Consider the following 12,467-nt stretch of genomic DNA (forward strand, 5'->3'; position numbering starts at 1 on the left):
GTCGGGCGCCGCTCCGTCGGGGAGCGGGCTAGCCTGGAAGCCACAACGAGCACGCTGTGACGAGGAGTGGCCATGGAGATCCTGTACACGACCAACAACGAGTTCGGCCAGGCAGTCTTCGCACGGCGCGATGAGGCCCACCAAGTCGCCCGCATCCGCCGGGCGCTGAACAACGCCACCACATGGGCGGAGTTCAAGGAACTGATGGACCCGTACGAGTACCAGTACCTGGTCGAGAAGAACCTGGGCATGAAGATGGACGACATCGATCTCTCGGAGCCGTTCAGACCTGATGCCATCCCCGGAGTGGCGGACCGCTACTACCCCACGTGGCTGCAGGCGCGGATGTTGGAGTGGTTCCCCAAGTCGCTCATCCTCAAGTACGACGGCGACATCACGTCGCTCAAGGGTGACGCCCTCGTGCTGCCCGGCGAGTACGCCGACGAGGTGGCTGACGACCTGCGCTCCGAGGGCTACACCGTCGCCCGAACCGACCTGTCGTTCCTGTAGTCAGCCCGTCGCGGCGGGGCGGTCAGCCGGCCGCCACTGCTCAGTGCAATGACAAGTCCGCCGGGCCCAGGGACCATTCGTGGAAGCGCACCGACAGCCCGGCACGCTCGGGCGCACAGGTGAACGGACCGGCCTGGCCCTCCGCGTCGGCGGGGAACGCGGCAAGCCGGACCAGGCGCAGTTCCCCACCGTCGAGGCCCGCCCGGACGGTGACCGCGTCGCCGGAGCGCGACAGCCGCACCCGGACCCTCCTCCCCTGCCACTCGTCGACGGGCGACGTCGACCAGTCGGAGAGCGGGTTGGTGACCACTGCTCCCACCATGGGGTGTCCATCGGCGAACTCCACGCCGGCCTTCACCCACGCGTCGGGACCGGCGGTGAGGAAGATGCCCGCCTGATCGAACTGCTCGTCGAAGTTCGCGGTGAAGACCACCTCCATCGCGGAGTCCTGAGCAAGGGGCGCGACGAGGGCGTGCGCGTTGTAGCGCTCGAACCCGTAGGAGGTGATGCGCCAGGCGTCGGACTTCTCGGCTGCCGTGACGAAGAGGTCAGTGCCCTCCTCGCGAGCCTCCACTGGAGGGGTGGTCCAGGTGCCGTCGTTCCAGTTCAAGCGCTGCATCGTCGCTGCCTCCGTGAGCATTTGGATGGGGTCACGTGCGGTTACAGATCCCCCGGCGTGTCGCATCACGACCCTATCCAATTGCTCACGGCGGTGAGCCAAAGCAGCGTCAGACGCGGGACCAGAGCGGCGTCTTGAGGTCGTTGTAGTCATTGACCGGGTCGAAGCACACGGTGCCCCGGCAGACATAGACGAAGCCGCCGGGTCGCTGGTCGAAGTGCGATCCCCAGCCCTCGGCGCCCTCAGGGGCCGTGACCACAAAGGACCCCGCCGGAGCGAGGCGCCAGGACGCGCGGGCCAGTTCACCGAACGGATCATCGCTCACCACGACGGCGACGGCGGGCTTGAGGCCACGCCGCGCCTCGTCGGAGACCAGCAGGTCTGCCAGCGACGCACCGGCGAACCGCGGGTGCTCGGCCACGCTGGCCCAGGTGGTGCGGGCGGCGCGGTCTGCGCGCTCGCTGAAGCCCGGGCGTTCGGCCAGCTGTGCCACCACGCGCAGCGCGGCGATGAGGGCCGAGGTGCCGCTGGGCGACACGTTGTCGGTGAGGGAACGCGGGCGCTCGAACAGGCCGGTATCGACAGAGTCGTAGAACCCGCCGTCGGCGTGGCTGAAGAACTCGTCGGCCCGCTCCAGGAGGGCCTCCGCCCTGCGCAACCACGCGGAGTCGCCGGTGGCTCCGGAAAGCAGCGCGAAGGCTTCCGCCACCGCGCCGAAGTCCTCAGCGCCACCGACGGCGACGTCAGCCACCCCGTCGCGCGAGGTGCGGCGCAGCTCACCGTCGACCAGATGCACCTCGGCCAGGTACTCCGCAGCCCGCAAGGCGAGTTCCAACCAGCCCTTCTCGCCGAAGATCATGGCGCCGGTGACGAGGGAGGAGACCATCCAGCCGTTCCAGGAGGCGACCACGATGTTGTCCGACGCGGGCCGGAAGCGCGTCTCGCGCTCTTCAAGCAGCTTGCCGGCGACCTCGTCGAGGCGCGCGTAATCCGGCCGGCCACGCAACTGCAGCGTGGAGAGGCCGTCTTCGAAGGTGCCGCCCTTGGTGACGTGGAAGACGTCTGCGGCCCAGTCACCGAGCTCGGCGCCCAGCGCGTCGACGAGCAGCTCGGGGTTCCAGAGGTAGAAGATGCCCTCGTGCACGGCGCCGCGGATGTCACAGGAATCCGCATCCAGGGCGGAGATGAACGCGCCCTGCTCGCTGACCATCTCCCGCTCAAGCCATTCGACGATGCCGTACGCGGTGCGCTCGAACAGCGCGCGCAGGCCACCGTCGTGATCTGCGGTGCGACGCCAGCCGCGCACGTAGGTGCCCAGCAGGAGCGCGTTGTCGTACAGCATCTTCTCGAAGTGCGGCACCACCCAGCCCGGGTCCACCGAATAGCGGTGGAAACCGCCGCCCACCTGGTCGTAGATGCCGCCGCGGGCCATGTGCTCCAGGCTGCGCTGCGCGATCTCGAGGGAACGGGGGTCACCCTTGACCAGGAGCGCGTCCAGCAGCGTGGGGTTGGGGAACTTCGGCTGGGTGCCGAAGCCGCCGTGGATCACGTCGAAGGCCGCCTCGACGTCGTCGATCGCCTTGCGCAGATCCGGCGTCTCCCCCGTGACTGTGTCCGCGCGGGAGGACAGCACGTTGACGAGGTACTCGGCCGAGCCGCGCACCTTGTCGCGACGGTGGTGCCACGCGTCGGCCATCGACTCCAGCACCTGCCGGAACGACGGCATGCCGGGGCCGGCCTCCGGCGGGAAGTAGGTGCCGGTGAAGAAGGGCTTGCCCTCGGGCGTCAGGAACGCCGTCATGGGCCAGCCGCCCGAACCGTTGTTCATCGCCTGGGTGGCAGTCATGAACACGGCGTCCACGTCAGGGTGCTGCTGACGGTCCACCTTGATGGCCACGAAGTGGTCGTTGATGTACTCGGCGATCTCAGGATCGTCGAACGACTCGTGGCTCATCACGTGGCACCAGTGGCACGACGCGTAGCCCACCGACAGCAGGATGGGACGTTCCAGTTCCCGCGCGCTGCCCAGCGCCTCGTCGGACCATTCCCACCAGTCGACGAGTTGATGGGAGTGCTGGCGGAGGTAGTCGCTGGACGACTGGGCAAGGCGGTTGACCATAGTCCCCAAGGGTATCCGGTGGGGCCCCGGACCCGTTCGCGGACCCACAGGTGGGGGCCGATCAGAGGATGCCCCCGTCGCGCATCTCGACGACGCGGTGCGTGCGCGCGGCGACCCCGGGGTCGTGGGTCACCATCACGATGGTGCTGCCGTCCCGGTTCAGCTCGCCCAGGATCTCGAGCACCTCACCGGCAGCCGTCGAATCCAAGGCCCCCGTCGGTTCGTCGGCGAAGAGGACCCGCGGGCGGTTGATCAAAGCCCGGCAGATGCCCACCCGCTGCAACTGCCCCCCGGAGGCCTGCGAGATGTCGTGGTCTGCCAGATGGGCCACCCCCACGCGCGCCATCAGGGCCCGCGCCTGCGCCAGGAGCTCAGCGCGGGGTGCGAGCCTGGCCAGGTGCGCGGGAAGGACCACGTTGTCGAGCAGCGACAGGTTCTTCAGCAGGTGGATCTGCTGGAAGACGAAGCCCATCCTCGTCAGCCGCACCTGGGCGAGTTCCTTCTGGGACAACCGTGTGAGCTCAGTCCCGTCGAGCTGGACGGTGCCCTCCGTGGGGACGTCCATCCCGCTCAGGGCGTACAGGAGGGTCGATTTGCCGCAGCCCGACGGGCCCATGATGCTGAGAAACTCGCCCTCCCGGATGTCGATGTCGACGCCGTGCAGCGCGGTGGTCGCGCCGAAGCGCTTCACGAGGTTGCGGCCGGTGAGGATGGCGGGGACGTCCGAGCGCCCCGGCACCTCGGAGACCATCGGTTCAGGGGCGGTGGTGGTGGTCATGGTGTCGCCTTTCATTCGGTCACCAGCGAGGAGACGCGGGCGGTTCGGATCGTGCGGGTGGCGGCCACCGTGGCAGAGCCGACGGCGACGAACAACGCCGCCGGCAACGCCACGGCCGTCAGCCACGGGTTGGTGATGAACTCGATGCGGCTGGTGCCTTGGAACAGCTGGGAGAGCCCGCCGAACATGCCCTCGAACAGGAGGTTGAACAGTCCCTGACCGACGGTGAGCGCCAGCGCGATACCCAGGGGAACCCCCAGCGCCAGCACCGCGAGGATGCGGGTCAGGTACTGGGCGCGGATGGAACTGTCGGGCGCCCCGACGGCGCGCTGGACGGCGATCTGCGAGGCGTCGCCGGCGAGCAGCATCCGGGTGAACATCGCGGTCATCAGCACGGCCAGGGCCAGCGCGACCCCGCCGGAGAGGAACGCCACCTGGGTCACCCGTTCGCTGATCGGCCCGAGTTGCTGGTCCTGGAAATCGCGCATCTGGGCCGGCCGGGCTTCGGGCCAGGCCTGGGCGTACTCGGCGAGCTTCGCCCCACCGTCGACTCCCTCGCCCAGCGTGACCGCGAGGGAGTACCACATGACCTCCGCGCCGTCCGTGGGCAGCAGGGCGCGGGCGGTCTTGCCTCCGTTGGTGATGTCCTGGTAGCTACCGACGACGGCCAGTTGCCTGGTTTCGCCGGCGACGGTGAGCGAGACGGTGTCGCCGACGCGGTGGCCCGTCTCGGCCAGCGCCAGCAGGGAGAGGGCCACCTCGCCGTCGTGCTGCGGGGAGCGCCCGTCGGCGTACGTCACCGGCAGCGTCTGCTGGTCGCCGTTGGCCACGTAGAGGCTGGTGGTCTCCCCTTCCGACGTCACCAGATCATGGCGAGTGGTGGTGTGCGCCACGAACTCCTCCACCTCGGCGTCCGCCGCAAACGTGGCCACGGCGTCGTCGAACTGCGCCGCAGTGCCGGCACCGGCGTGCTGGAAGTTCAGCGCCAGATCCGCGTCAACCATGCCCATGTACGTCATGGAAGCGCGGCACGCTCAGCGGCTGTTGACGGTCGTTGGTGGCATTGTGCGGCTGACCTGCGGAAACGCGTTGGCGGGCGTTGGTCGCGAGCGGTCGCTGACGACTCTCCTGCCACGTTTTTGCCACGCACGAACCCCTCATCGGCCTACCTCCGGCTCGTCGCGGTCCTCGCTGAGTGCGGTCTCCCAGTCCTGGCCACCGTGGAAGACGCCGAGGACGTTGACGACGAGCTCACCCGAAGACTCATCGACCTCGTAGGCGATGAGCGTCCGCTTCTTGAAGGTGATCGTCCGCATGTCCGCGCGGACGTCGTCGCGAGCTCGCCCGGCGAGCGGGAAGACGAGGATGCCGTCGATGTGGTCGAGGATCGACGAGACGAAGCGCTGGGCGATTTCGGCCGACGCCGCTTTGGTGATCCAGTCGTCGAGTTCGTTGAGCTGCTGCTGCGCTTCGGGGGTGTAGTTGATTCGGCCCGTCATGAACGGGCGGCCCACTTCGCTTCGAACTCCGCGCGAACATCCTCGGCCAGAATCCCGCGGGTCGGGTCAGCTTTCAGCGCGTCGTAGGCGGCTGCCGCCTCGATGCGCAGCCACGTCTCCGACGCGATGTCGAAGGCCTCATCCGAGTCGACCGATTCGAGCAGCCTCAGAGCAACGTGCTTGCGCACGTCAGGAGGCAGGGACATCCCCGCCTCGTAGAACTCCGATTCGCTCAGCGACATACAGCGAGTCTACGCCCGGCCATGGACAACGAGGAGGATCTGCTAGGCGGCATGGACGTGCTCAGCGGCTCGTCGGACGCCCCGCTCGTGGCTCGATCCGCACGCGCTACTACTGGCCATAAGAAAACCGGAGGTCCGCGAAGAGCAGGTGATTGATCCGTCGCCGGATGTGCCCCGTCTTGCTTTCATCAGGCGGGTCGCCGTCAGCCAACAGCGTGAACGTCAGTGCTGTGTCGCTTCCCGCCTCCGCCAACTCGAGGACCACCTGGTCTCCGGGACGACTCGGCCAGATGGACGACCACACCACCCGATTCGGGGCCTCCGAGTCGACAACTCGTGGGGGGACTTCATCATCGAGGAGGTCGAGCCATACCCGGCTTCCAGTCATGGCCGGGTTCACGAGGTCTTCCCAGACCACCTGTAGAGGCGCGGGGAGCCGGCGAGTTCGCTTCCCGTACGGAGTCACGGCATCAATGTATGGGGTGTGGCATGCCCTGGGGCCAGGAGAACTCGGCCCCTCCTCCGACGCAGGTGCAAAGCGGCGTCAAGGTGATTGGCCCGCCCAAGCGCGCGCGGCACGTGCGCTCACTTCAGACAGCGAGAGCCAGCCTTGCGATCCGGAGAAGGCGCGCGTAGTAGGGCTGCGCGTCTGACGGAAACATCGGGATAGACCTCTGCAGTTCGTCCGCAGCCTGCGCGAGACGTGACCGATCGATTTCGGAGAGCGACCCGGCCCTGATTGCCCAGCCGTAGATATCGGCACCGATCATGACCGCATCAACTTCCCCGTAATCCAGCCCCTTCTCCACGGAGTCGGGGAACGGCTCCGCGAGGTGCTGACGCATCTCGTCTGACAGGCTCTCGGGCACAGCCCAGAGCCTAGAGCGCAGGGCGTCGCCGAGCGGGCGGAGCGAATGCCTACCGTCCAAGTTGTTGATCGAGAAGGGCTGGCCAGTCTTCGTTCTCCAAGCCGCCGTTCACGAGGACGTCACGCCAATCCACCTGACTGAGTTCGACCTGCCGCAGGACCTCACGCGGGTCCCCCTGCGCAGCGAACACGATCGCCGCCTGGATTCGTTCCGAGTCAGAGGCGCGAGCGACGAGCCGTGTAACCTCCTCGGCTGACCCTGGATCGGGGAAGTCACTCGCGATCCTGCGACCCAGCCGGCTCGAAACGGATTCCATCGCGACAGTCTTGCTCACGCAGCTGTTCGCACTAGGGTGGGCCGATGGCCGAGCACGTCGTTCCCCTTGAGTTGGGCGTTACCTGGGAGCCGAACGCGCCATCGGCCATTCTGGTCTCGAACGACTTCGGCAGCACTGCCCTGGCCCTCAAGGCGCATCCAGACGACCGGGATCAACGGTGCCTGGTCATGGTGTGGACCGGCAGTCGTTACTCGAGCCTGTCTGACCCCAACGACGAGGCCATCCGTGGCCACCGGCTTCATAGGAAAGGCCTTCGCGATGTGCTGTGGGTCGGGCTCGTCCACGAAAGCGAACGCATCGCCGAACTCGAGCGACAAAACCGAGTCCACCCACTCCACGACCCCTCGCGATTCTCGCGACTGTCACACCACGTCCTGCTTCTCAAGGAATGCGTCATTGAAGTGGTCGCTGAGGACGTGTCGGTCCTGCGGACCGAGGGCTCGACCCTCCAGGCAGCCTTCGCTGGAGTCGGCAGCTAACCGTTCGCCGGGTTCGGTCGCGAAGGCCGCGACGTGAGCGTGCCTCGGTCGCTTACAGTCAGACCATGTCCGAACCGTCTTCTGTGACTCCCAACTGGCGTTCAGTGGGCATGTGCTGGGACGGAGAAGAGTTCGACCTGGAGGGCATCAACCCCTGGGAACACGAGTGGTCCTCCCAGTCGCAGCGGATCGTGGTTGCCCACCCGTCGTACCCCTTGCAACGTCACGATGTGGATGTCTGGGTGATCCGCGCACCCGATCGGCTTGTCAGATTTGCTGCCGGGGAAATGTCGAATCTCGCCTGGGCCTTCTTCCTACCGGTCTACTCGTAGGCCACCGCGCGGAAAGGTGGGAGGCCCGGCCGAACTGCTCAGCCTCTCTCGTGGAGGAGCCTCTTCGCTTTCGCGTAGATGTCATCTCGCAGATCCCACAACCGGTCGTTTGCCACGCGAAGCGCTTCCTCGTCGCCGTCCTGCCCATTTGCGCGATGGAGGACCAGGTCATTGAAGCTGCCCATGCCGCCGTACGCCTGCAGCAGATGCTCGAGTCCGTACGCATCTCGCCCGACGATCCGGCGGCAGTCTCCATCGAGCCATCGGCTCCAGTGCGTCTCGCCGAACGACTGAAGAAGACTGATCGCTTCGTCGAGCGCGCGGACCAATGCGTCGATGCCGTCAGTCATGCCGACATTGCCGCGGCCCTACGGCTGGTTTTGACATAACCGAGCGGCTGCATGGTCGGGCTGCACTCACGACTGCCAGGTGATCAGTGCCCAATCGCCCGGAAGTTCTTCTCGTGCGAGAGCACTGAGCGCGGCCTCACGAGCCTCGACTGGATCGGCACCTCGGTAGACGCTCCAGGCGATCTCAAGGAAGGCCCCGACCTCGTCGTAATCACGAATGTCGACACCGAGCACCACTCGACCGGCCTCGGCCAGTTCGCTCAGCACAGCCGGCGCATCCCGAACGTGCCAGGACACCTCGCCGTTGGTGTCGACGCGGGCGTTCGATCGAAGTTCGTCAGACAGGACACCGAGGTCGTCAGCTGGCATGTCGAGACGGTAGCCGAGATCCTTCCCGTGGCGTGCTCGAAATTCCGAGAGCCTCGGGAGCCACGTTGCGTTTAGCGGCATCGACGAACGACGGGCGTTCCGGCGCGGTGGTGGTTGCCCTCCGCCACGTCCGTCTCCCTGACCCCCATCCCCTCCACCTCTTTCAGGCCTCCATTCCTTTCCACCAACCACCATCACCTCCCCTTCAATCACCCACTTTTCCTCGCTTTCCACACCCCCATTTCAGGCGGCACGCATGCTACGAAGGATCGTAGGAATCGGGGCCGAAAATGGCCTGTGACCTGCGGATATGTGGTTATCGACGGTAGTCGACGAACGCTTGATCGGGGTGGCTCAGGTGCATGGCGGGGTGAAGTTCTACAGAGGCGCGGCGAAGGCTGCCCGCGCCTACGTCGAGCGTGATCGGTCCCGAGCCGATGACTACTACCTCGGCGAGGGCACCGGCGTCGCCGAGCGCTTGAGCGCCACACCCGAGGGCGTCGAGCATGCGGGCTTGATGGACGGCGAGACCTACGAGCAGTGGGTCGCCGGCATCGACATCGACACTGGGAGCAGGAAGGGGCGCGTCCTCAAGGACGAGCACGCGCTGCGGTTTGTCGAGGTCACCGTCAACGGGCCGAAGACCTGGTCACTCGCGGCCGCTCTGCACCCGGAGATCTCTGCCGCCTTGGATGCCGCGCAGGACAAGGCGGCCAGCGAGATCGTCGGGTGGGTCTCGTCCCATGCAACCACCCGCGTCGGGCCGCGCGGGCGTCAGGTACAGGCGCCTGTCGAGAGGATCGAGGCCGCGGTCATCCGGCACTACACGTCCCGCGCCGGCGACCCGCACCGCCATCTCCACCTCCAGATCAATGCCCGCGTGTACGCAGCTGGCGCTTGGCGCGGCATCCACTCGGTCGGCTTCCGGGACTCGATTGGGGCGATCAATGGCATCGGCCATGCTGCGGTCGCGACCGACCCGGAGTTCCGGGCCGCGCTCGCTGCACGAGGTTTCACTCTCGACCCTGAGACGTGCGAGATCCGTGAGCTCGCGCCGTACGCCGGTGCATTCAGTGCCAGGGCCTCGCAGATCCGGCGCAACGTCGAGCGCTACGAGGCTCAGTGGCGCAGCGAGCATCGCGGCGAGGAGCCCGGGCCGCGACTGCGAGAAGTGTGGGACCGACGCGCGTGGGCCGAAGCTCGGGCCGACAAGGTTGTTCCGCGCGACGGGCAGGAACTCATCGAGCGATGGAACCAGGAACTGCGGGATCTCGGCTATCGCGATCCCGGCGAGGCCGTCGCCCTAAACGGCACGCAGCCCGGATGGATCGACCGAGACGCCGCTGCAGTCCTGATCGTCTCCATGCTCGGCGCGAAGGCGTCGGCCTGGAACGAGGCCGACGTCCGCGGGAAGACCGAGGTCCTGCTCGCGCAGACCTGCCTCATTGCCGACCCAGCTGTGCGGATCGAGTTGGCCGAAGACATCACGGCCCGCACCGTCGAACGATGCCGCCGCCTCCTTACAGGAAGCGACGTACCGGAACACGTCCGGTCTCTGTCGTCGCCGCACGTGCTGGCCGTCGAGGCCGACCTGATCGCCCGCGTGGCAAGGCGCGGTGGCCAGCCCGCTCGACGGGTGCGCATCGGTGCGCGCGGCCTGGACCGCGTCGACCCGGCCCAGGCCGCAGTCGTCGGCGCGCTGGCCGGCGACGGCGACCTCGTCGTGGTTGAGGGCGCGGCTGGGTCCGGGAAGACGACCGCACTGCGAACTACCCAGGCAGCCCTCGCGCGGCAGGGGCACCGTCTGGTGGTGGTCACGCCGACGCTCAAGGCTGCCGAGGTCGCGGCCGCCGAGACGGGTGCCGATGGACGCTCGGCTGCTTGGCTGATCCATCAGCACGGCTGGCGCTGGGACGCTGACGGTCACTGGACCCGACAGGACTCGACACCTGATGCGGCGGCACTCCTGCGACCGGGTGATCTCCTGCTGATCGACGAGGCCGGGATGCTCGACCAGGACACGGCACGCGCACTCTTGACGGTTGCCGACGAGGCCAGGGCCCGCGTCGCGTTTGTCGGGGATCGCCACCAGCTGCCCGCTGTCGGCCGCGGCGGCGTACTCGACCACGCCATCAACTGGGCTCACCCGACCGCGGTCGTCTCCCTGCAGACGGTGCACCGGTTCGCCGATCCCGGCTACGCGGCCCTGAGTCTGCGGATGCGGAAGGGCGACGACCCGGCAAGCGTCTTCGACGAGCTGAATCGACGCGGTCAGATCGTCATCCACGCCTCAGATGTCGAACGGACCGCAGCACTGGCGGAGGTTGGCGCCGCCGGTGACCTCGTCATCGCCGACCGCCGGGACCAGGTCGCGGATCTGAACGCGGCGATCCGCGATCGCCGGGACTCTGGCAAGCAGGGCGAGAAGGGCGTCACGACCGCCAGCGGCGAGCAGCTCGGCCCCGGTGATCGCGTCGCCACCAGGCGCAATGACCCCGACCTCCAGGTCGTCAACCGCCAGACCTGGACCATCACAGCGATCGGCGAGGGCGGCGAGCTCGTGTTGCGCGGCCACGGGCGGGAGCGACAGGTGCCCGCCGAGTACGCCAAGCAGTGCGTTGAACTCGCGTACGCGACCACGGTGCACGGCGCCCAGGGCGGCACCGTTGATCGCGCCCACGTCGCGCTCGGCGATACGACAGGCGCGGCGGCGGCGTACGTCGCCATGACCCGTGGCCGAGCCAGCAACACCGCTCACCTCGTCGCCGAGTCCATCGAGGACGCTCGGCAGCAGTGGATCGACACGTTCAGTCGCGACCGCGCCGACCTCGGGCCAGCGCACGCACGTCGGCAGGCAATCGAGGCGATCGACCACTATGGCCCGGACGCCCGACGCCACTCGACTCCGCTACCTCAACAGCGCGTTCTTGCCACACCAACCCACGATCACGGACTCACGTTGTGAAGGACTACGAACGCCGCACAGCGCCTCGCCACCGTTTCGGTAGTGGCCATCCGAGTTTGACCTCCCCGGCCATCCACTCGCTCACACCGCCGGGGTCGAGAGCCGGTCCGTCGTGCCTCGTTGCCCCGTCAATGAGTGGCTGCCAGGCGCGGCGCACGGGCAGTGGCAAGGACATCTCCGGCCACGCCTGGATCAGCAGGAGCCCATCGACCGAGTCCTCGGCCATCTTGTCCATGCCGTGTTGCACGACAAGCTGGTAGTAGTCGATCCGCTGACCCGTCTCGGACAGGTCCCACGTCCGCACGTATTCGGTCCAGTCCTGGGTGACCTCGGCGGGGAAGACGTACTTGAACGCCTGCACCTTGGCGAAGCACTTCGGCACCGGCACCGCCCAAAGCTTGTCCGGCACCCAGAACGATCCGACCTCCGGATCCTCGATGAGGTCCCAGAAGACCATCGGCTTGGCCGTCAGCTCGTGGTCGGCGGCGTCGAGGAGTCGCTCGACCACCTCCAGGGTCGGGGACTTGCGTCGGCGCTCGTACTCCGAGATCGACGACTGCTGGGTCCGCGCGATCTCGGCCAGACGGCGCTGGGAGAGGCCCGCTGCGCGGCGGGCCGCCTCGATGACTGTCGGGGAGGACATCTCTCGATGATCGCTGATCATCGATGGGAATGCCATGCACACCTCATGGGTGAGGCGGAAACGCCGCCCTCGCAACCCGCCCGGGTCGAATCCACTGAGGAGAACCGCCATGACCGCACAACCCTCCATCCCCGAGCCGCGCAAGAACCTCGGCGACGAGATGCTCACGCTCGACGAAACCGCCGCTCTGCTCCGCGTCCCCGAGAACACGCTGCGCTACTGGCGCGTGACCGGCGCCGGCCCGAGGAGCTTCAAGGTCGGCCGCCACGTCCGCTACTGGAAGGCCGACGTCGTCCTCTGGCTCACCGAGCAGATGAACCGCCCACAGCACCACTGAACCGCTCGGCGCCCGTCGG

At 67.4% G+C, this 12,467-nt stretch carries 15 protein-coding genes; 5 read left to right on the plus strand and 10 right to left on the minus strand.

The annotated features are described in order from the left end of the window. The first annotated feature begins 72 nt into the window (after window positions 1-72). Entirely contained in the window at window positions 73-510 is a 438-nt protein-coding gene (locus C3E87_RS04515; protein WP_076059878.1) for a hypothetical protein, read from the plus strand. A 40-nt stretch (window positions 511-550) separates the two neighbouring features. Here the strand turns inward: C3E87_RS04515 and C3E87_RS04520 are convergent, their stop codons facing one another. The 7 genes from C3E87_RS04520 to C3E87_RS04550 all read right to left on the minus strand — a co-directional run bounded on the left by C3E87_RS04520 (window position 551) and on the right by C3E87_RS04550 (window position 6,636). Beyond that, window positions 551-1,129: a DUF1349 domain-containing protein gene (locus tag C3E87_RS04520; RefSeq protein ID WP_143570886.1), complete on the minus strand. Its 579-nt coding sequence runs from the start codon at window positions 1,127-1,129 to the stop codon at window positions 551-553. A 109-nt stretch (window positions 1,130-1,238) separates the two neighbouring features. Beyond that, window positions 1,239-3,248 (minus strand): thioredoxin domain-containing protein, encoded by a 2,010-nt coding sequence (locus tag C3E87_RS04525; protein ID WP_076059882.1) that lies wholly within the window; start codon window positions 3,246-3,248, stop codon window positions 1,239-1,241. 61 nt (window positions 3,249-3,309) lie between these two features. Then, entirely contained in the window at window positions 3,310-4,026 is a 717-nt protein-coding gene (locus tag C3E87_RS04530; protein ID WP_076059884.1) for an ABC transporter ATP-binding protein, read from the minus strand. An 11-nt stretch (window positions 4,027-4,037) separates the two neighbouring features. After that, on the minus strand, window positions 4,038-5,036 hold the full coding sequence (locus tag C3E87_RS04535; RefSeq protein ID WP_076059886.1) for an ABC transporter permease: 999 nt from the start codon (window positions 5,034-5,036) through the stop codon (window positions 4,038-4,040). Between the two features lie 147 nt (window positions 5,037-5,183). Then, window positions 5,184-5,525 (minus strand): type II toxin-antitoxin system RelE/ParE family toxin, encoded by a 342-nt coding sequence (locus C3E87_RS04540; protein ID WP_076060186.1) that lies wholly within the window; start codon window positions 5,523-5,525, stop codon window positions 5,184-5,186. Next, entirely contained in the window at window positions 5,522-5,767 is a 246-nt protein-coding gene (locus C3E87_RS04545) for a hypothetical protein (protein WP_076059888.1), read from the minus strand. Before C3E87_RS04545 ends, C3E87_RS04540 begins: the two co-directional genes overlap by 4 nt. Window positions 5,768-6,357: 590 nt before the next feature. Next, entirely contained in the window at window positions 6,358-6,636 is a 279-nt protein-coding gene (locus C3E87_RS04550; protein WP_076059893.1) for a hypothetical protein, read from the minus strand. A 360-nt stretch (window positions 6,637-6,996) separates the two neighbouring features. On the opposite strand from C3E87_RS04550, the gene C3E87_RS04555 reads away from it, so the two are divergent. Then, a complete protein-coding gene (locus C3E87_RS04555; protein WP_076059899.1) occupies window positions 6,997-7,452 on the plus strand; it encodes a hypothetical protein in 456 nt (151 codons plus the stop codon). 65 nt (window positions 7,453-7,517) lie between these two features. Beyond that, entirely contained in the window at window positions 7,518-7,784 is a 267-nt protein-coding gene (locus C3E87_RS04560; protein ID WP_143570887.1) for a hypothetical protein, read from the plus strand. A 38-nt stretch (window positions 7,785-7,822) separates the two neighbouring features. On the opposite strand, the gene C3E87_RS04565 is transcribed toward C3E87_RS04560, so the two are convergent. Continuing rightward, entirely contained in the window at window positions 7,823-8,134 is a 312-nt protein-coding gene (locus C3E87_RS04565; protein ID WP_076059903.1) for a hypothetical protein, read from the minus strand. Between the two features lie 66 nt (window positions 8,135-8,200). Then, window positions 8,201-8,503: a hypothetical protein gene (locus C3E87_RS04570; protein ID WP_076059905.1), complete on the minus strand. Its 303-nt coding sequence runs from the start codon at window positions 8,501-8,503 to the stop codon at window positions 8,201-8,203. Between the two features lie 310 nt (window positions 8,504-8,813). Between C3E87_RS04570 and mobF the strand changes: the two genes are divergently transcribed. Beyond that, window positions 8,814-11,468, plus strand: a complete 2,655-nt coding sequence (gene mobF / locus C3E87_RS04575; protein ID WP_076059908.1) for a MobF family relaxase — start codon at window positions 8,814-8,816, stop codon at window positions 11,466-11,468. 4 nt (window positions 11,469-11,472) lie between these two features. Here mobF and C3E87_RS04580 read toward each other — a convergent pair whose 3' ends face one another. Next, window positions 11,473-12,111: a helix-turn-helix domain-containing protein gene (locus tag C3E87_RS04580; RefSeq protein WP_158069041.1), complete on the minus strand. Its 639-nt coding sequence runs from the start codon at window positions 12,109-12,111 to the stop codon at window positions 11,473-11,475. A 109-nt stretch (window positions 12,112-12,220) separates the two neighbouring features. On the opposite strand from C3E87_RS04580, the gene C3E87_RS04585 reads away from it, so the two are divergent. Continuing rightward, a complete protein-coding gene (locus tag C3E87_RS04585; protein WP_076059913.1) occupies window positions 12,221-12,448 on the plus strand; it encodes a helix-turn-helix domain-containing protein in 228 nt (75 codons plus the stop codon). Window positions 12,449-12,467 lie beyond the last annotated feature (19 nt).

Origin of the sequence: Tessaracoccus sp. ZS01 (assembly GCF_022342445.1) — a bacterium.
Lineage (GTDB): Bacteria > Actinomycetota > Actinomycetes > Propionibacteriales > Propionibacteriaceae > Arachnia.